Here is a 21,501-nt window from a genome sequence, read left to right as displayed (position 1 = left end):
CTAGGGCGTGTCTCCCAAAGGTGAGCGTGGTGACACGCGATTGTCGGTGTCATGTCGCGGATGCAGGTGCTCTCGGATAGCGAGTGGGAGCTGATCGAGCCGTTCATGCCGTGCGCGGACGGAAAGCGGGGCAGGCGGTTTCGTGACCACCGGACCGTGGTCGAGGGGATCATCTACCGGTACCGGACCGGGATCGCGTGGCGGGACCTGCCGGGCGAGTTCGGGCCCTGGCAGACCGTGTGGAAGCGACACCGCCGGTTCGCCGGTGACGGGACCTGGGACCGGGTGCTGACGGCTCTGCTGGCCCGTGCGGACGCGGCGGGGGTCATCGACTGGGACGTCGCGGTCGACTCCACCATCACCCGCGCCCACCAGCACGCGACGAACACCACCCGCCTCGCGGGGGGATCGGTCGAATCACAAGAATCAGCGGATCGAGCCGGCTGACCACGCCATCGGCAGGTCACGCGGCGGGCTGTCGACCAAGGTCCACCAGCTGTGCGACGGCCAGGGCCGCCCGATCGTGGTGCTGCTCGGTCCCGGTCAGGGCAGCGACAGCCGGATGTTCACCAACCTGCTCGACGCCGTACGGGTCCCGCGCCCAGGCCCGGGCCGCCCACGCACGACACCGGACGCGGTCATGGCCGACAAGGCCTACTCCAGTCGAGCCCACCGCGCGCTGCTCCGGCGGCGCGGGATCACCACCGCGATCGCCGAGCCCCGCGACCAACGCGCCAACCGCACACGCCGCGGGTCCAAGGGCGGACGGCCCCCGAAGACCGACCCTGGCCTGTACGCCAAACGCCACGTCGTCGAGAACAGCTTCCAACAGCTCAAGCAATGGCGCGCCATCGCCACCCGCTACGACAAGCTCGCCCTCACCTACCGCGCCGCCATCCTCCTACGCGCCATCACCCTCTGGCTACCAGCATTAAGAGACACGCCCTAGTCGCGGCTGGTGAGGGCGGCCAGGGGGGTCCCGGTGGTGGCGCGGCGGGCGGTGAGGGTGGTGGTGGTGATGGTGAGGGCGCCGGCCAGGAGGGTGAGCAGCCCAAGGAGGGGCCAGGGGATGGCGATGACGGGGGTGCCGTAGGTGCGGTAGGTCGCGACCCACAGGCCGACGAGGGCGAGGGTGGCGGCCAGGGCTCCGAGGGCGATGCCGATCCCGGCGGCGGCCAGGGCTTCGAGGGTGGTGACCCGGGTGACCTGGGTGCGGGTGGTGCCGGTCAGGCGCAGGGTGGCCAGCTCGCGGCGTCGTCCGGTGGTGGCGATGGCCAGGGTGCCCAGGACGTTCAGGAGGGCGTAGACCGAGCCGAGGCCGACGATGGCGGCCATGACGCCGCGGTTCTCGCGGTCCTTGACGGCGTCGTCGGTGCGGGCGGCCTGGGCGGGGGTGGTGACGGTGGTCGCGCCGGCGGCGCGCAGGCCCTGCTCGACGACGTGGGGGTCTGCGGTGTGGTCGAGCTGGACGAGCAGGGTGGTGGGTCCGTCGAGCAGGTCGGCGGGGACCAGGGCCCGGTCGATGTAGGCGCCGTCGGTGCCGGCGAGGGTCTCGCCCAGGCGGGCGGCCTCGGTCAGGTGCGTGGTGGTGCCGCCGGTGGTGAGGGTGATGGTGTCGTAGCGGGGTTCGATCATGGTGGCGTCCAGGCCGGGGCCGAGGACGACGGTGGCGCGGGTGAACGCGGCCAGGGTCCCGGTGGTGGGGTGCTGGGTGTGGGTGGCGCGGAAGGCGTCGGGGTCGACGGCGACGACGGTGCCGGGCAGGGTGCTGCTCGCGCCGCGGGCGGTCAGGCTCAGCTGGACGGGGACGGTGGTCTCGGGGGCAGCCAGGCGCACGCCGGGGGTGCGGCGGGCGGCGTCGAGGTCGAGGCGGGTGCCGGTGGCGACCAGGTCGGCGCGCAGCAGGTGGGTGGCCTCGGCGGCGCCGGCGGCGGTCTGGGTGTCGAGGATGCCCTGCAGGCCCATGGTGAGGCTGACCAGGACGATCATGGGGGCGGCGCAGGAGGCGCTGCGGCGCACGTCGTCGCGCAGGTTCGCCACGGCCAGTGTCGCGACGGGCCCGCGGGCCAGCGGTGCGAGCAGGGCGGCGGCGAGGGGGACGAGCAGCGGGGCGAGGCGGCTCAGGGCGACCGAGGCGGTGATGACGATGCCCAGGCCCAGCAGGATAGCCAGGAGCATGCCGCCGGCGGTGGCGGCGAACCAGGTCTGCACCACGGTCAGGGCGCCCGCGACGAGGGCGGTGGCCCAGCGCGCGCGGGTCATGACTCGTGCCTGGGCCCCGGAGCGGCGGTGCGCGTCCAGGGGGCGGATGCCGGTCGCGGCGCGGGCGGCGCCCCAGGCACCGAGCAGGCACACCCCGGCCGCGGTGACGGCATCGACCGCGAGGACGACGGGCCGCTGCGGGGCGGCCAGGCCGGGCGGGTAGATCCCCAGGTGGGTGAGGATCGCCGCCTGCGCGTAGGTCAGGGCGACCCCGCACGCGGCGCCGAGCAGTGTGGACAGGACGGCGACGAGAGCGGCCTCGGCCAGCAGCAGCCCGCGGACCTGGCGGCCGGTGACCCCCGCGAGGCGCAGTGCGGCCAGGTCGGGGCGTCGTTCGTCGACGGCGAAACCGAACGTGGAGGAGACGACGAACACGGTGAGGAACGCGGCGAGCATCACCGTCATGCCGGTCAGGGTGGAGGCCCCGGACGCGGCCTGGGTGAACGCGTCGGCCTGCGCGCGGGTGGATCCGGCCGGGGGGTGGGCGTTCTCGACGCCGAGGACGATCGTCATCCCGGCGTGGACGAGGGCCACCCCGAGGGTGGTGGCGAGCAGGGTGCCGACGAACAACGGCCACCGGTCGGCGAAGGTGCGCGCGGCGAGGCGGATCATGCGCGCGCCCGCCCGTGCGTGCCCTGCCCGGACGGGTCAGAGCCGACGCGCCCGATGGCGACTTTCGCGTCCTCCAGGTGGGCGAGGGTGGCGGCGATGCCGGGCGCGTCGCCGCCGGTCGTGGTGGTGACGACGTGCCCGTCCTGGAGGAAGACGACGCGGTCGGCGCGGGCCGCGGCGGCAGGGTCGTGGGTGACCGTCAGCACGGTCTGGCCGCGATCGTCGACCAGGGTGCGCAGCAGGTCCAGGACGACGCCCGCGGAGCTGCTGTCCAGGGCGCCGGTGGGTTCGTCGGCGAAGAGCAGCTCGGGGCGGGTGGCCAGGGCCCGGGCGATCGCGACCCTCTGCTGCTGCCCACCGGACAGCTGGCGGGGCTTGTGGCCCAGGTACTCACCCAGCCCGAGGTCGCGCAGCGCCGCCGCGGCCGCGCCCTCGGCACCCCGCTGGCCGGCCAGGTGCAGGGGCAGGGCCACGTTCTGCACCGCGGTCAGGGCCGCGACGAGGTTGAAGTGCTGGAACACGAACCCGATGTCGGTGCGCCGCAACCGCGTCAGGGTGTCGTCGCTGAGCGCGGCGATGTCCCGCCCGCCCAGGACGACCTGACCGGCCTCGGGGCGGTCCAGACCGGCCGCGCACGCCAGCAGCGTGGACTTGCCCGACCCGGACGGGCCCATCACCGCCGTCCACGTCCCGGCGGCGCAGTCCAGGCTGACCGCGTCGAGGGCGGTCACCGTGGTCTGCCCCATCGGGTACGTGCGGGTGACCTCGCGCACCGACAACGCCACCCCGGCCGGTGGGACGCTGCCGGGTGCGTGGGCACCGGTGGGCCCGTCGGCAGCGTGGGGTGGCGGGCTGGACGTCCTCGTGGTTCTCGTCATGGTCCCAGCACACCCGCGCCGGGCGCGGTTCTCACGGGGTCTGGCCGCCGACCTCGAGGTAGGGCCAGCCCTACCGCGCCGGCCGCGCCGTCCCTTTACGCTGACGACGGTGAGCACACCGCTACCCGCCCCGACCGGCGCGCTGACCGGAGCCTGCGACCAGACGACGGCGCCGGCGCGACCGGCCCGGGCCGCTGCGACGGCCTACCTGGCGGGGCTGACGGTCCGGACCCTGATGGCCCTGACGGCCCTGGTGGTGGCGTGCACCCCGTTGACGGCGTGGGCCACCGGCCGACCCGGCGCGACCGACGGCCCGGCCGGGGTGGCGGGCCTGGTCGCCGGGTTCCTCGCCCTGCTCGGCGTCGCCCTGCCGGTCGTGGCCCTGGTCGTGGCCCGGGCGGACTGGTCCGCGGCCGCCCGACACACCCGCCGACAGCCTGCCGGCCAGCTCGTGGCGCGGTGGGACCGGCCCCGCACCTGGGCGCGGCCGCTGGCCTACGCGGCGGTCCAGCTCACCGCAGGAGGGGCAGCCGCCCTCACCGCGGCGCTGGTGGCCGTCGCCGCCGTCGTCGCGATGGCGTGCCCGGTGCTGGTCGCCACCGGTGACACGGCCACCGTCGGCCCGGTCGTGGTGCGCACCCTGCCGGCGGCGTGGGCGGCCGCCGCCGTTGCCGCACTGACCGTCACGGCCGCGGTCCTGACCAGCCCACGAGCCGCGGCATGGCACGCGCACCTGGTCTTCTCGCTGCTGAGCAGCCCAGAGCAACGCCTGCAGCGCGACCTGGCCGCCACCACCTTGTCCCGCCAACGCGTGGTCCAGGCCTTCGACCTGGAGCGGCGCCGTATCGAGCGGGACCTGCACGACGGCGTCCAACCCCAGCTCATGGCGGTGAGCATGACCCTCGGGCTGGCCCTGGCCGCCATCCCGGACGACACCCCGGGCCGCGACGACGTCGCCCGGGCCCAGCAGCAAGCCCGCGCCGCGGTGCAAGACCTGCGCCGCTTCGTGCGCGCCATCCACCCCCAGGTCCTGACCGACCACGGGCTGGGCGCGGCTACCGGCGAGCTCGTCGACAACCTGGCCCTCCCGGCCACCGTGACCGACCTGCTGACCACCCGGCCGGCAGCCCCGGTCGAGTCGAGCCTGTACTACTGCCTCGCCGAGCTGCTCACCAACGCCGTCAAGCACGCCCACGCCCGGACCGTGCACGTCACCCTTGCCCGACCCGCCACCGCCACGACCACCACCGTGATCGTCCAGGACGACGGCATCGGCGGCGCCGGCCTGCGCCCCGACGGGGGCCTGGCCGGTATCACCGACCGGGTCGCCGCCCTGGGCGGGACCCTCACCCTGTCCTCACCCGCCGGCGGACCCACCCGCGTCGAGATCACCGTCCCCGACCTGCCCACACACCCCGACCACGGCGCCAACCATGGTCTCCAGGAGTACCCATGAGCCCCCGCACGCCACCGGCCGCAACCCCCGGCCGCGACCCCCACGGTGAAGCAGACGGACCAGGAGACGGCCGGGTGGGCGCCCCCTCCTCCGCCGGGCCGCGGGTCGTCCTGGCGGAGGACAACGCGCTGCTTCGAGAAGGCCTGCAGATGGTCCTCGAGCGCAACGGGTTCGTCGTCGCAGCCACCGCCGGGAACGCTGAGGACCTGCTCGACGTCGTCCGCAGCCAGCGCATCGACCTCGTGGTCACGGACGTGCGCATGCCGCCCGGATACGCGGCCGAGGGCCTGGAGGCGGCGACCCGGCTGCGCACCGAGCAGCCCGGCCTGCCCATCGTCGTCCTGAGCCAGTACGTCGAGCAGAGCTACCTGGCGGACCTGCTCGACAGCGGCTCCGGCGCCGCGATCGGCTACCTGCTCAAGGACCGCGTCGCCGACGTCGCGGACTTCGTCGACACCCTGCACCGTGTCCTGGCCGGTGGCACCGCCGTCGACCCCGCCGTGATCGCCCAGCTCATCGCCCGACGACGCGACCCCCTCCAACGACTCACCCCCCGAGAGACCGACGTCCTGGCCACCATGGCCGAGGGCCACTCCAACGCCGCCATCGCCCGCAAGCTGTTCATCACCGAGGCAGCCGTGGTCAAGCACGTCGGGAACATCCTCATGAAGCTCGACCTGCCCCCCAACGACGAGCAGAACCGCCGGGTCGCGGCCGTCCTGGCCTACCTGCGAGGACGACCCGCCTGACCCGGTGGCCCTGCCCGCCCCTGCACCGGCTGGGGCCAGCGGTCTCAGCCGGCGTTGACCGGCTTGCCGTTGACCGACACCGACACCCCCTGGGGGACCGTGACGGTGAAGCTGCCCTCGCAGTACCCCACCCAGCCCTTCCCGCACGGGGACGCCAACGTCAACGTGTCCTTGGACAACGACCACGCTGGCGTCGACGCGGACTTGCCCATCGTCTGCGTCGTCACCGACACCTTCACCTCCTCTCCCTTGGGGGCGACACCGTCGCGAACAGACACCGACACCGGCATGTTCGCCGTCTCGCTGACCACCGACAACGACCGCCCCGAGTAGGAGAACGACTGCTCCTGGGCAGACTTGCCCGATCCGCACGCCGAGACCACCGACGCCGAGCCCAGGACCACGACAACAGCAGCACTACGAAGGAAAGAGTTCATGCCTCCATCCCACCGAGGTAAGCAGGTCCGATCGAGGCGTCTACCCACACACCTCAGGTAGGGCTACCCCCACCCACTCCTACGACGGGGACTGCTGTCGTTCTGGTTGACGGTGGTGGTGTGGTGTTTCAGGCCGTGTGAGCGGTCTGGTTGATGGTCTCAAACTCGATGGGGGTGAGCTTGCCGAGGGCTCGCTGCCGGCGTCGGCGGTGGTAGGTCTTCTCGATCCAGGTGACGATGGCCAGGCGTAGCTGGTCACGGGTAGCCCACCGCTGCTGGTTGAGGACGTTCTTCTGCAGCAGGGCGCAGAACGACTCCATGGCGGCGTTGTCCGCGCTCGTCCCGACCCGCCCCATCGACCCGGTCAGGCCGTGCGCTGTCAGCGCGGACACGTAGGTGCGGGCACGAAACTGGCTGCCGCGGTCCGAGTGGATGGTGCAGCCGGTCACGGCACGAGTGCCGCCCCTGCGCGTGACCGCCGTGGTCAGGGCGTCCACAGCGAGGCTGGTGGTCATGCGGTCGCTGATCGAGTACCCGACGATCCGGCGTGACCACACGTCCTTGACCGCGCACAGGTACAGCTTCCCCTCGCCGGTGGGGTGCTCAGTGATATCGGTGAGCCACAACCGGTTCGGGGCGTCCGCAGTGAAGTCACGCTCGACCAGGTCGTCATGGACCGGTGGTCCCGGACGGACCGCCCGGCCTCGCTTGCGCGAGTGCGCGCTGGTGATGCGCGCCTGGCTGCACAGGCGCCACACCCGTCGCTCGGACACCTGGTAGCCGGCCGCGGCGAGCTCGTCGGCGATGAACCGGTACCCGAGCCCCGGGTCGTCGGCGTGGACGTCCAGGGCCGCGTTGATCGCGTACGCGTCGACCAGGTCCCTGTCACTGACCGGGTCCGCGAGCCAGGCGTAGTAGGCCTGGCGGGAGAACTTCAGCACCCCGCAGGACACCGCGACCGGGACGCCATCGGCGGCGAGGTCGGTGACCAGCGGGAACATCATCTTGGGGACTGGCCCAGCCTCAGGTTCGCCTGTGACAGGTACGCGGCCGCGCGGCGCAGGACCTCGTTCTCCTGCTCCAGCAGGCGGATCTTGCGGCGGGCTTCCTTCAGCTCAGCGTTCTCCGCCGCGGTCGTACCGGGACGGACACCGGCCTCCACGTCGGCCTTCGCAAGCCACTGGCCTAGACATGACTCGCTGATCCCGAAGTCCTTCGCAATCTGAGCGATCGGCGCCTCGCCCCGACGCGCGACCGCGATCACGTCGTCACGGAACTCCTTGGGGTGTGGTGCCGGCATGCTGACATCCTTCCAGCAGGGCCCGAAGGCCCCACAAGTCGACTGTCAACCAAATCTTCAGCAGTCCCGGTACGCCAGCACCGGCACATCGAGAACCACCTGCACCGGGCCCGCGACGCCACCTTCGACGAAGACCGCTCCCAGGTCCGCACCGGCAACAGCCCCCACGTCATGGCCTCTTTACGAAACACCGCCATCACCCTCCTACGCCAGTCCGGACACACCAACATCGCCGCCGCCCTACGCCACCACGCACGCGACCCCAACCGGACAGCAGCCTGGCTCCTCACCCGCTGAAACACGACCTCTCCTCAGCCCTGCCTCGGCGACACGGCGTGGCAGCGCGATGCTCTGCATGCTCTCGGTGCGGGGCAGTCCAACTACATCAACCCTACGGTCGTAACCGTGAGCGACGGTGCCATCCAGACGCGAGCAGGGTACCCTACTGCCCCTGCTCGCGTCTGGATACTTCAGACGTACGGGCCACAAGTGCTGCCTACCCAGGCGGCCCAAGAGTGCGTCATTGGGTCGAGCGAGCGCATAGACGAGACATATATCAATCGACTCGATTGCCCTGGATGACGGGCCCGTTTGCGACTCCGCGCAAGAGCTTTGCCCTGGCACGACCCATGCGCGGGACGCAGACTCAGCGCCGGGTATTCGATACCCCCAAATCTCCCTTCCATCCACCTACCGGGGGTGGTCGGAATCGCCTGCGCCACCAGGCGCGGCGGATCCGACCACCCCCGGTAGGTCAGCGCTGCTGAGCGCGCAGGGCTCGCAGCACGTGGTCGCGCTGCTCGACCACCAGCCGACGCAGGCCGCCGGGCGCCGAGGGGTGCGCGTCGAGCCAGGCCTGCGCCGCGACCGGCACCGGGTGCTCCTGCGGCGTCTGCCCCTCGGCCAGGTCGGCGTCGCGGGGGAACATCCCGAGCACCATCCGGGAGGCGAGCTCCTGCGAGCGCGAGGACCACACGTGCTCCAGAGCCCCGAAGTAGTCCGGCACCAGGTCGGCGGTCAGCCCACCCTGCCCGGGCTGGGCATAGCCGGTGGTCCACGCGGACACCATGTCGTTGGTGAGCGAGGTGTCGTCGACGACGGTGCGGAAGGCCTCACGCTTCAGCTCGGCCCGCGGGAACGACGCGGACGCCGCCCGGTGGCGAACCGGCGCGAGGGAGGTGTGGTCCCGCTCCAGCTCGGCATCCAGGGTCGCCTGGTCCACCGCGTCCTGGGCGGCGAGCGCCTGCAGGAAGGCCCAGCGCAGCTCCGGGTCGAGGGTCAGACCGTCGACCTGCAGGCTGCCGTCGAGCAGGCGGGTGAGCTCTCCGGAGCGGGCGTCGGTGGCGGCGCTGGTCGAGGCGAGCACCCGGGCCCACACGAGCTGGTTGCCCGAGCCGGGCCGGGCGGCCTGCAGCTGGCGCCACACGCCGTCGAGGTAACGGCTGCGCAGGTCGGCGCGCTGGGCGACCGGGGCGTAGGCCTCCACGGCGGTCGAGGCGTTGGCCGTCACGTTGGCGAGCAGCGCGACGTCCTCCTCCTGCGGCGCGTGCCGCAGGACGACGTCGACGTAGTCGGCGGCGGGCAGCTCGCCGTCGCGGCAGGCGTTCCACAGCGCCGACCACAGCACCGCGCGGGTCAGCGACGAGGAGATCGTCGACAGGTGCTCGCGCACCGTCACGAGCGACCGCTCGTCGAGACGGACCTTGGCATAGGTGAGGTCGTCGTCGTTGACCACGACCAGGTCGGGCGTGGCCAGCCCCGCGGCGACGTCCACGGTGAGCGACGCGTCGGCGAGGTCGACCTCGAGCCGCTCGGTGCGCTCCAGCGATCCGTCCTGCAGGGAGTACAGACCCACGACCAGGCGGTGCGGGAGCGCGATCGGCTCGCCGGTCATCGCGTCGGTGCCGCTCTGGTGCACGACGAGTCGCTCGACGCGGCCGTCGCGCTCGACCACCTCGGGGGTCAGCGTCGAGATCCCGGCGGTCTGCAGCCACAGCCGGCTCCAGCCCCCCAGGTCGCGGCCGGACGACGACTCCAGCGCCGTCAGCAGGTCGACCAGCCCCGTCGAGGAGAAGGCGTGGTCCTTGAAGTACGCCCGGGCGCCGGCGAAGAACTCGTCCTGACCGACGTACGCCACGAGCTGCTTGAGCACGGACGCACCCTTGGCGTAGGTGATCCCGTCGAAGTTCTGCTTGGCCGCCTCGACGTCGGGGATGTCCGCGACGATCGGGTGCGTGGTGGGCAGCTGGTCCTGCAGGTAGGCCCAGGCCTTGCGACGCGCGCAGAAGGGGGTCCAGGCGTCGGTGAACTCGGTGGCCTTCGCGTTGGCCTCGGTGCCCATGTAGTCCGCGAAGGACTCCTTGAGCCACAGGTCGTCCCACCAGCGCGGCGTCACCAGGTCGCCGAACCACATGTGGGCCATCTCGTGCAGGATCGTGTTGGAGCGCAGCTCGTACTGCGAGCGGGTGGCGGCGGACTGGTAGACGTAGGCCGCGTCGTTGAAGGTGACCAGGCCCGGGTTCTCCATCGCGCCGAGGTTGTACTCCGGCACGAAGATCTGGTCGTACTTGCCCCAGGGGTACGGGAACTCGAAGGTCCGGTGGAAGTAGTCCAGACCGTTGCGGGTCGTCTCCAGGATCGTGTCCCCGTCGAAGGCCGGCACCAGGGACCGGCGGCACAGCACGCCGAGGGGGATCTCGACGCCGCTGCCGGACCACGAGCCCTCCTGCAGGTGATAGGGGCCGGCGGCGACGCAGGTGATGTAGGTCGACAGCGGCGGCGTCTCGGCGTGCACCTGACGGACCACGGCCTGGCCCGCGGCGTTGGTCCCGGCGTCCTCGCGGGACACGACCGGCTGGTTGGACCGCAGCTGCCAGTCGGCCGGCCCGGTGATGACGAAGGTGAAGCGCCCCTTGAGGTCGGGCTGGTCGAAGCCCGCGAAGACCCGCCGGGAGTCGGTCGGCTCGTAGTGCGTGTAGAGGTAGACCAGCTCGTCCACCGGGTCCTGGTAGCGATGCAGACCCTCGCCGGAGCGGGAATAGATCCCCTCGGCGCGCACGGTCACGACGTTGTCCCCGTCGGTGCGCAGCCCGTGCAGCTGCACCCGGTTGCCGTCGTGCTCGACCGGCACCTGCTCGCCGTTGACCTCGACCTCGTGCACCGTCTCGCCGAGGAAGTCCAGGAAGGTGTCCGCCGCGGTGGACGTGAAGGTCACGGTGGTCCGCGTCGGGAAGGTCGCGCGCGTCAGGTCGGCGGCGTCGGACAGGTCGAGCTCGACCTCGTAGGTCGCGATCTCGAGCTGGGCCGAGCGGAGCTGCGCCTCGCTGCGCAGGAGGTTGCGGGTGCTCATGCCGCGACCATATCCAACCTCCCGCCCAGGCCGTTCCCGGGGTGTGCAGGCTGTCACGGTCACCTAGCGTGGATAGGTGACCACCGCTCCCGAGACCCGCCCCGGCCGTCCCGACCCCACCACGCTGGACGCCGCGCCGTCCTGCTACTACAAGGCCCTGGGCGGGGGGCGCTACGAACCGACACTGCACGCCCAGGGCGCCTGGAACGACTGGGAGCAGCACATGGCTCCCGCCTCGGGCCTGCTCGCGCACGCCCTGGAGCGGCACGAGCCGCGCGCGGAGATGCAGCTCGCCCGCATCACCTTCGAGATCCTCGGCCTGATCCCTGCCTCCCCCGTCCGCGTCGAGTGCCGCACCGTGCGCCCTGGGCGCACCATCGAGCTGGTCGAGGCCACGATGGTCGCCGAGGAGCCGCAGCCGGACGGGTCATACGCCGGCGGCCAGGCCGTCGTCCGCGCCACGGCCTGGCGGCTGGTCACCCAGGACACCGCGGAGGTGGCCGGCGGCTTCCACCCGGACCTGCCCCACCCCGACGAGGCGGACCCCTGGGACGGGACCGCGCTGTGGGGCGGGGGCTTCATCCGGTCGCTGGAGTTCCGGTCGGTGGCGGGCGGCGAACCGGGGCGCGGCCAGGCCTGGCTCACCACGCGCACCGGTCTGGTCGACGGCGAGGAGTCCTCCGAGGTCGCCCGCTTCGTCGGTCTGGTGGACACCGCCAACGGCATCGCGGTGCGCGAGCACCCCGGTGAGTGGATGTTCCCGAACGTGGACCTGACGATCCACCTGTTCCGGCGGCCGCGGTTCGGCTGGCTGGGGCTCAGCACCGAGGTGACCTTCGGCGAGACGGGGCTGGGGATCACCAGCTCGGACCTGTACGACGAGCACGGACCGGTCGGTCGGGTCGAGCAGATCCTGACGGTGCGTCGGTTGCCCGGACGCTGAGCAGGGCCTCACCCCGACAACGGTCAGACCATATTTCATGCACCGTCGGTGACCCAATCAGCCTTCCGGCATACCCCCACCTGCACACTCATGCACCCCGCGTTGGTCGCTCCGTGGTGCCCGTGGTGCAATGACGACGATCCAGGGGAGGGCGCCTGCGCGGCCCCTCCCCACGGTCGTTACAGTGCGACGACGAGCCTCACGAGGGCTTCGTGCGCTGTCAACGACGACACACACATCGCGAAGGAGACGCAGCCATGGCGCTGGCCAACCGTCTGTCCCGACTCGGCACCGAGACGGCGTTCGCCGTCTCCGCGGCAGCCGCCGCGTGGGGGGCCGAGGGCAACACCATCTATCCCTTCCACCTGGGTGACATCGACCTGGCGACCCCCGGTCACATCACCGAGGCCATGAACAAGGCGATCGCGGACGGGCGCACGGGCTACTGCCCCGGCCCCGGCATCCCGCAGCTGCGCGAGGCCATGGCCGCCGACATCAACGGTGCCCGTGGCACCGACTACACCGCCGACAACGTCGCCATCCAGCCCGGCGGCAAGCCGGTCATCACCAAGTTCGTCCAGGCCGTGATGAACGAGGGCGACGAGGTGCTCTACCCCAACCCCGGGTTCCCGATCTACGAGTCCCAGATCGAGTACTTCGGCGGCATCGCCAAGCCCTACCGCTACGTCCCCACCGAGCGCGGCTTCGCCATCGACCTGGACCAGGTGCGTGCGCTGATCACGCCCAGGACCAAGGCGATCATCTACAACGACCTGCAGAACCCGATCTCGGCGGAGTCCACCCAGGCCGAGCGCGAGGCCGTCGCCCGGCTCGCCATCGAGCACGACCTGTGGGTGCTGTCCGACGAGGCCTACTTCGACATGCGCTACTCGGGCACGTCGACCTCCATCGCCTCCATCGATGGCATGAAGGACCGCACGGTCATCCTCTACACCTTCTCCAAGAAGTACGCCATGACCGGCTGGCGCCTCGGGGCGGGCATCGCGCCGCTCGAGATCGCCAAGGTGTTCTCGACCATGAACACCAACAACGAGTCGTGCACGACGCACTTCATCCAGTACGCCGGCGTCGCCGCCCTCACCGAGAGCCAGCAGCCCGTCGCCGACATGCTGCAGGTCCTGCGCGGTCGGCGAGACACCGCCTGCGAGATCACCAACTCGATCCCCGGCATGTCCGTCGCCGTCCCCGAGTCGACGTTCTACCTGTTCCCCGACGTCACCGAGGCCGTCCAGCGCGTGGGCGCCAAGGACGTCGACGACTTCGCGACGCAGGCGCTGCACGCCACGGGCGTGTCCTTCTGCACCCGCAACCACTTCGGGCGCCGTCAGGACGACGAGACCCGCGACTACATCCGCTTCGCCTACTCCGGCATCTCCGAGGACCGCATCCGCGAGGGCCTCGGCAAGCTCAAGGATTGGATCGAGAGCAAGTGAGCAAGGTCGTCATCACCAACAAGATCCCGCAGTCGGCCGTCGACGCCCTCGAGGCCGAGCACGACGTCGTCTTCTACCACGACGCCGACGAGTGCATCACCCGTGAGGCCATGCTCGAGGCCGTCAAGGGCGCCGACGCCGTCGTCACCCTGCTGACCGAGCGCGTGGACGACGAGTTCCTCGACGCCGCCGGCGACCAGCTCAAGGTCGTCGCCAACGTCGCCGTGGGCTACAACAACATCGACGTCCCGGCCCTGGAGAAGCGCGGTGTCACCGGCACCAACACCCCCAAGGTGCTCACCGAGACCACCGCGGACACGGCTTTCGGCCTGATGCTCATGGTGACCCGCCGGTTCGGCGAGGGCGAGCGGGTCATCCGCTCCCGCACCCCCTGGCAGTGGGGCATGTTCTACATGCTCGGCATGGGCCTGCAGGGCAAGACCCTCGGCATCGTGGGCATGGGCCAGATCGGCATCGCCATGGCTCGCCGCGCCAAGGCCTTCGGCATGGACGTCATCTACGCCGACGCCTACGAGCTGGACGCCGAGATCGCCAAGGAGCTCGGCGCCCGCAAGGTCGAGATGGACGAGCTGCTGGCCGAGTCCGACGTGGTCTCGCTGCACTGCCCGCTGCTCGACTCCACCAAGCACCTGATGGACGCCGACGCCTTCCGCAAGATGAAGAAGACCGCCTACCTGGTCAACTCCGCCCGCGGCCCGATCGTCGACGAGGGCGCCCTGGTGGCCGCGCTCGAGGCGGGAGAGATCGCCGGCGCCGGCCTCGACGTGTTCGAGGACGAGCCGACCGTGCACGAGGGTCTGCTCGAGCGCGACGACGTCGTCCTGCTGCCCCACCTGGGGTCCGCGACGATCGAGACGCGCACCGCCATGGCCGACCTGGCCGCCGAGAACGTCCTCAACGTGCTCGCCGGCAAGGCCCCCGTCACCCCGGTGACCAAGGCCTGATCCGCCGTACGCCGAGACCCCCGCCGCTCACCGCGGCCCGGGGGTCTCGGTGTGCCGGGGGTCGGGTGGCGGGGGCGCGAGATCTCGGCCTGCCGACCGGCCTGCGGTCAGACGCGGCCGTCCAGCAGGTCGCGGGTCACCAGCGCCGCGAGCTCCTGCAGCAGCGGCCCGGCCTCGGTCATGCAGCGCGCCGTGTCCGGCTCCAGGTGGGTGAGGGCGTAGACGCGCCGGATGCCGGCTGTCTCCGCCTGGCCCTCACCGAGCAGGCTGCGGCCGCAGACGGCGACCACGGGCACGCCCGCACGGGCCGAGGCATGGGCCACCCCCACCGGGGTCTTGCCCATGAGCGACTGCTCGTCCAGGGAGCCCTCCCCGGTGATCACCAGGTCGACGCCCCGCGCCAGCTCCGGGAAGCCCACCAGGTCCAGCACCAGCTCCACCCCGGGGCGCATCGTCGCCCCCAGCACCTGCAGCGCGGCGTAGCCGACGCCCCCGGCCGCACCGGCTCCCGGCCGGTCGCGCTCGTCACGCCCGGTCGCCCGGGTGAGCAGGTCGGCGAGGCGCTCCAGGCCGGCGTCGACGCGCGGCCGCAGCTGGGCGGTCACGCCCTTCTGCGGGCCGAAGACCGCCGTCGTGCCGCGATCACCCAGCAGCGGGTTGTTGACGTCGCAGGCCACGGTGACGGCCACCTCGTGGACCCGGGGGTGCAACCCGGACAGGTCCACCGACGCCAGGCTGTCGAGTCCCTCGGCCCCGTCGGGGATCTCGTGGCCGTCACGGTCGAGCAGGCGGACCCCGAGAGCGGCGAGCATCCCGGTGCCACCGTCGGTGCTGGCAGACCCCCCGATGCCGAGCACCAGCTCCGTGCATCCCTCGTCGAGCGCGATCCGCATGGCCTCGCCCAGGCCCCGGCTGGAGGCCGTGAGCGGGGCGAGCTCACCGCGCGGGAGGTGCACGATGCCGCAGGTCTCGGCCATCTCCACGACCGCTGTCCCACCACGGCGTGCGTAACGGGCACGCCGCGGGTCGCCCGTGGGCCCCGTGACGGTGATCTGGCAGGCCTCGAAGCCGGCCGCCAGGGCGGCGTCGACGGTCCCGTCGCCCCCGTCCGCCACCGGCACGCGCCGGACCTCTGCCCGAGGTGCCGCCGCCAGGACCCCGGCGTGGATCCGCTCGGCGACCTCCGTGGCGACCAGGGTGCTCTTGAACTTGTCGCACGCCACCAGCACCACCGGTGCCGTGACCTCGGGTGCGGTGCCACTCATGCCGGATGCTCCTTCGCGCGAGGGGAGGGATCCTCAACCTAGCACCGCAGATCACAGGCTCTCCGGGAGGGCGCGGTGCACCGGACCGGCGCTCGGCGAGGTCGCGAAGCGGGGCGGCCGGCGTCATCTCTCGCGGCGCCGCACGGGTTTTGGCAGGATGCACGGCGACGTTGCACCCACGCAGCGTGACGCCCCCACCCGATCGAGCCGTGCGTCGTTCCCTGACGCCGGGGCGGAGTCCGCATGTCCGAGCGCACCGACCGGCAGCCGCCCGCCGAGCTGGTCGAGCGCGCCTGGCAGCTGCGCAACCGCGACGGCGACACCGCGGCGCTCCTCGCCGCCGAGGCCTTGCGTCGCGAACCCGGGCTGACGGGCCCGGTGGCCGTCGTCCGGGCCTCGCTGGCGTTCGGTGAGCAGAACTTCGAGCACGCGCTGGCCACGGCCAACTCGGCCCTGCCCTCCCCGGGCGGTGGAGCCTGGCCAGCCAGGCTCCACCTGGTCCTGGCCAACGTCTTCGCCGAGCTGGGCGAGCCGCTGCGCGCCACCGGCCTGTTCGCCCAGGCCATCAGGGGGGCGGACGAGGCGGGCGACGAGCAGCTCGTGGCCCAGTGCCTGCTCGACGCAGCCCTGGACGAGGACGACGCGGAGGTGCAGCTGCGCACCTTCCACCGGGCGCTGAGGATCTTCGAGCGCCTCGGGGACGACGAGGGCATCGCCTACGCCCGCATCGACGTCGCCCACGCGCTGGCCGACCGTCAGGACCTGGTCGAGGCCGCTGAGCAGGCTCGCCTCGCCGGCACCGCAGCCGATCGGGCGGGCAGCACCGTGGTCCTCGCCCACGCCCGGGTGCTGGAGGCCCACGCCTGCGCCCAGCTCGGCCTGCGGCTGCAGGCCATGGCGCTGACGGGTGAGGTGGCCCGCCTGGTCCAGCACGACGCCCGCCCCGGCCTGGAGATCGACGTGACCGTGGAGACGGCACGCGTCTGGCAGGCCCTGGGCGACGCCGACCACATGGTCGCCCTCCTGGAGCCGCTCACGCCGCGGGCCGACCTGGCCGACCGTCAGCGCATCGCGATCACCGACCTGCTGGCCGAGGCCTACGCCTGGCGGGGAGACCTGGGCTCGGCATACTGGATGCTGCGTGCCCACGTGGCGCTGCGGGACGACCACGAGGACGCGCTGGCCCGTCGGCGCGCGGGTGCCCTGCTCGTGCTCCACCGGGTGCAGCAGGCCGAGCAGGAGGCGGCCGACGCCCTGGAGCGGGCGCGGCGGATCACCGAGCAGCTCGCCGACCTCAGCGCCGAGCACCGGGCGGCCAAAGAGAGCTCGATCCGTGACGAGCTCACCGGCCTGCACAACCGGCGCCTGCTGGACGAGCGGCTGCGCACCGACGTGGCGTCGGCGACCCCGGACCGGCCGGTGAGCCTGCTGCTGCTGGACCTCGACCGGTTCAAGGACGTGAACGACACCCACGGGCACGTCACCGGCGACCAGGTGCTGCGCGAGGTCGGCCGGATCCTGCTCACCCAGGTGCGGTCCACGGACGTGGCGGCCCGGTACGGCGGGGAGGAGCTCGCGGTGCTGCAGCCCGGGACCGACCTGGACGCGGCGTGCGCGCTGGCCGAGCGGCTGCGCGCCCACATCCGGGAGGCGGACTGGCAGGCGGTCCTCGGCACGTCCGCCCGGATCACCGTCAGCGTGGGGGCCGCCACGTCCCTGGGCGGCGAGTCCGCCCTGGACCTGCTGCGGCGGGCCGACGACGCGCTGTATGCCGCGAAGTCCGCCGGCCGCGACCAGGTCAGGCAGGCCGTGCCCGCGGGATGACCGGGCGGCATCGGCCACCCCGCCCCGAGCCCCCGGCACGCCGTTTGGCAGGATGAGGCCATGGCCACAGAGCAGCGACAGATCGGCGTGACGGAGCTGGCCCTGCGGGACGCCCACCAGAGTCTGATGGCGACCCGCATGGCCCTGGAAGACATGGTGGGTGCCTGCGAGGACATCGACCAGGCGGGCTACTGGTCCGTCGAGTGCTGGGGCGGGGCGACGTTCGACGCCTGCATCCGCTTCCTCAACGAGGACCCCTGGGAGCGGCTGCGCACCTTCCGCAAGCTCCTGCCCAACTCGCGGCTGCAGATGCTGCTGCGCGGGCAGAACCTCCTGGGCTACCGCCACTACGGCGACGACGTCGTCGACCACTTCGTGGAGAAGGCCGCGGAGAACGGGATGGACGTCTTCCGCACCTTCGACGCCCTCAACGACACCCGCAACGTGGAGCGGGCGATCGCGGCGGTCAAGAAGGCCGGCAAGCACGCGCAGGGCACCATCTGCTACACCACGAGCCCGATGCACGACGTCGACGTCTACCTGCGGCAGGCGCGCGAGCTGCGCGACGTGGGCGTCGACTCCATCGCCATCAAGGACATGGCTGCCCTCCTCAAGCCCCAGCCGGCCTTCGACCTGGTCCGGGCGATCAAGTCCGAGATGCCGGACATGCAGATCAACGTGCACTGCCACGCGACCACCGGCGTCACCCTCGTGTCGCTGATGAAGGCCATCGAGGGCGGGGCCGACGTCGTCGACACCGCGATCTCCTCGATGTCCCTCGGCCCGGGCCACAACCCGACCGAGTCGCTGCAGGAGATGCTCGAGGGCACCGGCTTCGTCGCCGACCTCGACAAGGTGCGCCTCGGCCACATCAAGGAGCACTTCGCCGAGATCAAGCCGCGATACACGCAGTTCATGTCGGCGTTCAACGTCGAGACGGACATCTTCGACAGCCAGATCCCCGGCGGCATGATCTCCAACATGGAGTCCCAGCTGAAGCAGCAGGGCGCCGGCGACAAGCTCAAGGAGGTCCTGGAGGAGGTGCCGCGCGTGCGCAAGGACGCGGGCTACCCTCCCCTGGTCACGCCGTCCTCCCAGATCGTCGGCACCCAGGCCGTGTTCAACGTCCTCATGGGCCGTTACAAGGTCCTGACCGCCGAGTTCGCCGACCTGATGCTCGGCTACTACGGCTCGGTCATGGGCGAGCTCGACCAGGAGGTCGTGGAGAAGGCCAAGGCTCAGACCGGCAAGGACCCGATCGACGTGCGCCCCGGCGACCTCATCGGCGACGAGTGGGACAACCTCCGCAAGGAGGCCGAGGGCATCGAGGGCTTCGACGGCACCGACGAGGACGTCCTCACCTACGCGATGTTCCCGAAGGTCGCTCCCGGCTTCTTCAAGACCCGCCCCGAGGGCCCCAAGAACGTCGGCAAGGACCCCGCCGAGCTCGAGGCCGAGAAGGCTGCTGCCGCCACGGGCGACAGCAAGACCGGCCCGGTCCGGGTGCCCATCAAGTACGAGATCACCATCGACGGCAAGAAGCACTCCGTCGCCGTCAAGCCGGCCTGAGCGGCCGAGAGGACTGGTCATCATGACTGACGCACCCAAGACGATGAAGGACCGGATCGCCGAGCTGCGCGAGCGTCGCGCCGCCGTCGAGGCCGGTGGTGGCGAGAAGCGCCACGCCAAGCAGCACGAGGCCGGCAAGAAGACCGCGCGCGAGCGTGTCGCCGACCTGTGCGACGAGGGCAGCTTCGAGGAGATCGGGCTCTTCACCGAGCACCGCACCACGCTGTTCGGGATGGACAAGGCCGTCATGCCGGCCGACGGTGTCGTGACCGGCACCGCGACGGTCTTCGGCCGTCCGGTCCACGTCGCCAGCCAGGACTTCTCGGTGGCGGGCGGCTCCGCCGGCGAGATGCACTCCACCAAGGTCGCCAAGACCCTGCACTCGGCGCTGGAGAACGGCACGCCGTTCGTCTTCATCAACGACTCGGGCGGCGCCCGCGTCCAGGAGGGCATCGACTCGCTGTCCGGCTACGGCAAGGTGTTCTTCCAGAACGTCGCGCTGTCCGGCGTCGTGCCGCAGATCTCCATCATCGCCGGCCCCTGCGCCGGTGGTGCGGCCTACTCTCCCGCCCTGACGGACTTCATCATCCAGACCAAGGGCTCGCGGATGTTCATCACCGGCCCGGACGTCATCAAGTCCGTCACCGGCGAGCAGGTCACCGCCGAGGAGCTGGGTGGCCCCCAGGCCCACATGAACCGCTCGGGCGTCACCCACTTCGTGGCCGACGACGACGAGCAGGCCGTGCTCATCGCGCAGAAGCTCTTGAGCTTCCTGCCGAGCAACAACACCGAAGAGCCCCCGATGGTCGAGGGCTTCGACGAGGTCGAGCCCGACGAGTCGCTGAACTCCGTCATCCCGGACGACCCGAAGAAGGGCTACGACGTCCGCGAGGTCATCGGCAAGCTCGTCGACGGCGCGGACTTCCTCGAGGTGCATGCGGGCTTCGCGCCCAACATCGTGGTCGGCTTCGCCCGCATCACGGGCCGCACGGTGGGCATCATCGCCAACCAGCCCAACGTCATGAGCGGTGTCCTGGACATCGACTCCTCCGACAAGGGCGCGCGCTTCGTGCGCTTCTGCAACGCCTTCAACATCCCGCTGGTGACCCTGGTGGACGTCCCCGGCTTCCTGCCTGGCGTGCAGCAGGAGTACGGCGGCATCATCCGCCACGGCGCGAAGATGCTGTTCGCCTACTCCTCCGCCACGGTCCCCAAGATCACGGTGGTGCTGCGCAAGGCCTACGGCGGTGCCTACCTGGCCATGTGCTCCAAGGACCTGGGCGCCGACCGCGTGTTCGCGTGGCCGACCGCCGAGATCGCCGTCATGGGCGCCGAGGGCGCGGCCGGCGTGGTCTTCCGCAAGGAGATCGCCGACGCCGAGGACCCCGCCGCCAAGCGCGCCGAGCTCGTGCAGCTCTACCGCGACGCCTTCTCCACGCCGTACGTCTCGGCCGCCCGCGGCCTGGTCGACGACATCATCGAGCCCGCCGAGACCCGTCGTCATGTCGCCCGGGCCCTGGAGATGCTCGCCGGCAAGCGCGACATGCGTCCCGCCAAGAAGCACGGCCTGATCCCGCTGTGATCTGCCGCGCTGCGAGGAAGGAACCATCATGAGCGAACCCACCGTCGCCGAGCTCCAGTCGCTCGTCGCAGACCTGACTGCGCGTCTGGAGGCTCTCGAGGCCGTCGTCGGCGCCAAGGCCGACGAGGTGCCCTCCGAGGTGCTCCTCGCGATCTCCGCTGCGGTCGCGGCCTACCTGGGCAAGCGGGCCACCGTGAAGCAGGTCCACCTGCGTCGCGGCTCCGCCTGGTCCTCCCAGGGCCGCTCCGACATCCAGCACTCCCACCAGATCCACCACGGCGTCCGCTGACCGCCGCCGGCAACCGAAAGGACTCTCATGTTGCTCAAGGTGACCGTCAACGGAACGGTCTACGACGTCGAGGTGGAGGTGCAGGAGGAGCCCAAGCCCACCCTGGGTGCGGTGCTCGTCGGCAGCATGTCCGCCCACGGCGTGACTCCCACCGCGGCCAAGGCCCCGGCCAGCTCCTCCAACGCCCTCACGGCCAACATCGCCGGCACCGTCGTCAAGGTGCTCGTCGAGGACGGCCAGGAGGTCAAGGAGGGCGAGACGCTCCTGGTCCTCGAGGCCATGAAGATGGAGACCGAGGTCACGGCCCCCAAGGACGGCACGATCAAGGCGGTCGACGTGGCCGTCGGCGACGCCGTCCAGGGCGGCCAGGTCCTCGTGGAGTGGGCGGACTGAGGTCCCCCACCGCCGAGAGGCGCTAAACGACACGGTGCGGTCCCCGCGGAGGCGGGGACCGCACCGTCGTCATACCTGCAGGTCGTCCCGTCACCCCCGGCTGCGCGGCCGGCCAGGCGTGACCTAGAGTCGGGGCGGAGGGAGCCGTACGACGACGTGCGGCACGCGAGCGGC

At 71.6% G+C, this 21,501-nt stretch carries 17 protein-coding genes and 1 pseudogene; 12 read left to right on the top strand and 6 right to left on the bottom strand.

Annotated features, from left to right (window positions below; all coding sequences use genetic code 11):
• The first annotated feature begins 51 nt into the window (after nt 1-51).
• Nucleotides 52-949 (top strand): IS5 family transposase gene (locus ACK2IS_RS02500; protein WP_409483857.1). Its coding sequence is split into 2 segments (ribosomal slippage): nt 52-411 and nt 413-949, totalling 897 coding nucleotides; the frame shifts between segments, so codons are not numbered across the junction.
• Here ACK2IS_RS02500 and ACK2IS_RS02495 read toward each other — a convergent pair.
• Nucleotides 946-2,874 (bottom strand): FtsX-like permease family protein, encoded by a 1,929-nt coding sequence (locus ACK2IS_RS02495; RefSeq protein ID WP_409484585.1) that lies wholly within the window; start codon nt 2,872-2,874, stop codon nt 946-948. The two genes, ACK2IS_RS02500 and ACK2IS_RS02495, sit on opposite strands and share 4 nt — an antisense overlap.
• A complete protein-coding gene (locus ACK2IS_RS02490) occupies nt 2,871-3,752 on the bottom strand; it encodes an ABC transporter ATP-binding protein (protein WP_409484584.1) in 882 nt (293 codons plus the stop codon). Before ACK2IS_RS02490 ends, ACK2IS_RS02495 begins: the two co-directional genes overlap by 4 nt.
• 109 nt (nt 3,753-3,861) lie before the next feature.
• On the opposite strand from ACK2IS_RS02490, the gene ACK2IS_RS02485 reads away from it, so the two are divergent.
• Nucleotides 3,862-5,208 (top strand): sensor histidine kinase, encoded by a 1,347-nt coding sequence (locus tag ACK2IS_RS02485; protein ID WP_409484583.1) that lies wholly within the window; start codon nt 3,862-3,864, stop codon nt 5,206-5,208.
• Nucleotides 5,209-5,282: 74 nt separating this feature from the next.
• Entirely contained in the window at nt 5,283-5,957 is a 675-nt protein-coding gene (locus ACK2IS_RS02480) for a response regulator transcription factor (RefSeq protein WP_409484582.1), read from the top strand.
• 44 nt (nt 5,958-6,001) lie between these two features.
• Here the strand turns inward: ACK2IS_RS02480 and ACK2IS_RS02475 are convergent, their stop codons facing one another.
• Both ACK2IS_RS02475 and ACK2IS_RS02470 read right to left on the bottom strand, forming a co-directional pair.
• Complete coding sequence (locus tag ACK2IS_RS02475) at nt 6,002-6,394, bottom strand: hypothetical protein (protein ID WP_409484581.1); 393 nt, start codon at nt 6,392-6,394, stop codon at nt 6,002-6,004.
• Between the two features lie 128 nt (nt 6,395-6,522).
• Nucleotides 6,523-7,694: pseudogene (locus ACK2IS_RS02470) on the bottom strand (IS3 family transposase).
• Between the two features lie 171 nt (nt 7,695-7,865).
• Here ACK2IS_RS02470 and ACK2IS_RS02465 point away from each other — a divergent pair.
• Nucleotides 7,866-7,991: a hypothetical protein gene (locus ACK2IS_RS02465; RefSeq protein ID WP_409484580.1), complete on the top strand. Its 126-nt coding sequence runs from the start codon at nt 7,866-7,868 to the stop codon at nt 7,989-7,991.
• A 457-nt stretch (nt 7,992-8,448) separates the two neighbouring features.
• Here the strand turns inward: ACK2IS_RS02465 and pepN are convergent, their stop codons facing one another.
• Entirely contained in the window at nt 8,449-11,043 is a 2,595-nt protein-coding gene (pepN, locus tag ACK2IS_RS02460; protein ID WP_409484579.1) for an aminopeptidase N, read from the bottom strand.
• A 76-nt stretch (nt 11,044-11,119) separates the two neighbouring features.
• Between pepN and ACK2IS_RS02455 the strand changes: the two genes are divergently transcribed.
• The 3 genes from ACK2IS_RS02455 (at nt 11,120) to ACK2IS_RS02445 (ending at nt 14,405) form a co-directional block, all read left to right on the top strand.
• Complete coding sequence (locus ACK2IS_RS02455; protein ID WP_409484578.1) at nt 11,120-11,986, top strand: thioesterase family protein; 867 nt, start codon at nt 11,120-11,122, stop codon at nt 11,984-11,986.
• A 257-nt stretch (nt 11,987-12,243) separates the two neighbouring features.
• The gene (locus ACK2IS_RS02450; protein ID WP_409484577.1) at nt 12,244-13,440 is read left to right on the top strand and encodes a pyridoxal phosphate-dependent aminotransferase; all 1,197 of its coding nucleotides are present in this window, start codon (nt 12,244-12,246) and stop codon (nt 13,438-13,440) included.
• Complete coding sequence (locus ACK2IS_RS02445) at nt 13,437-14,405, top strand: 2-hydroxyacid dehydrogenase (protein WP_409484576.1); 969 nt, start codon at nt 13,437-13,439, stop codon at nt 14,403-14,405. Before ACK2IS_RS02450 ends, ACK2IS_RS02445 begins: the two co-directional genes overlap by 4 nt.
• Before the next feature lie 107 nt (nt 14,406-14,512).
• Here ACK2IS_RS02445 and ACK2IS_RS02440 read toward each other — a convergent pair whose 3' ends face one another.
• Nucleotides 14,513-15,670 carry a glycerate kinase gene (locus ACK2IS_RS02440; RefSeq protein ID WP_409484575.1) on the bottom strand — a complete coding sequence of 386 codons (1,158 nt, stop codon included), beginning with the start codon at nt 15,668-15,670 and terminating at the stop codon, nt 14,513-14,515.
• Between the two features lie 243 nt (nt 15,671-15,913).
• On the opposite strand from ACK2IS_RS02440, the gene ACK2IS_RS02435 reads away from it, so the two are divergent.
• Genes ACK2IS_RS02435 through ACK2IS_RS02415 form a run of 5 tightly spaced genes read left to right on the top strand, consistent with a single transcriptional unit; the run spans nt 15,914 to nt 21,327 of the window.
• Nucleotides 15,914-17,494 carry a diguanylate cyclase gene (locus tag ACK2IS_RS02435; RefSeq protein ID WP_409484574.1) on the top strand — a complete coding sequence of 527 codons (1,581 nt, stop codon included), beginning with the start codon at nt 15,914-15,916 and terminating at the stop codon, nt 17,492-17,494.
• 60 nt (nt 17,495-17,554) lie between these two features.
• Nucleotides 17,555-19,063 carry a methylmalonyl-CoA carboxytransferase subunit 5S gene (locus ACK2IS_RS02430; protein ID WP_409484573.1) on the top strand — a complete coding sequence of 503 codons (1,509 nt, stop codon included), beginning with the start codon at nt 17,555-17,557 and terminating at the stop codon, nt 19,061-19,063.
• 22 nt (nt 19,064-19,085) lie between these two features.
• Nucleotides 19,086-20,645: an acyl-CoA carboxylase subunit beta gene (locus ACK2IS_RS02425; protein ID WP_409484572.1), complete on the top strand. Its 1,560-nt coding sequence runs from the start codon at nt 19,086-19,088 to the stop codon at nt 20,643-20,645.
• Between the two features lie 28 nt (nt 20,646-20,673).
• Entirely contained in the window at nt 20,674-20,934 is a 261-nt protein-coding gene (locus tag ACK2IS_RS02420; RefSeq protein ID WP_409484571.1) for a hypothetical protein, read from the top strand.
• Nucleotides 20,935-20,961: 27 nt separating this feature from the next.
• Complete coding sequence (locus ACK2IS_RS02415; RefSeq protein WP_409484570.1) at nt 20,962-21,327, top strand: biotin/lipoyl-containing protein; 366 nt, start codon at nt 20,962-20,964, stop codon at nt 21,325-21,327.
• Nucleotides 21,328-21,501: the final 174 nt, after the last annotated feature.

The organism is Arsenicicoccus dermatophilus (assembly GCF_046267915.1).
Classification (GTDB): domain Bacteria; phylum Actinomycetota; class Actinomycetes; order Actinomycetales; family Dermatophilaceae; genus Arsenicicoccus; species Arsenicicoccus dermatophilus_A.
The sequence above is the reverse complement of the archived record's forward strand: the minus strand, read 5'-3'. Positions and strand labels throughout refer to the sequence as shown.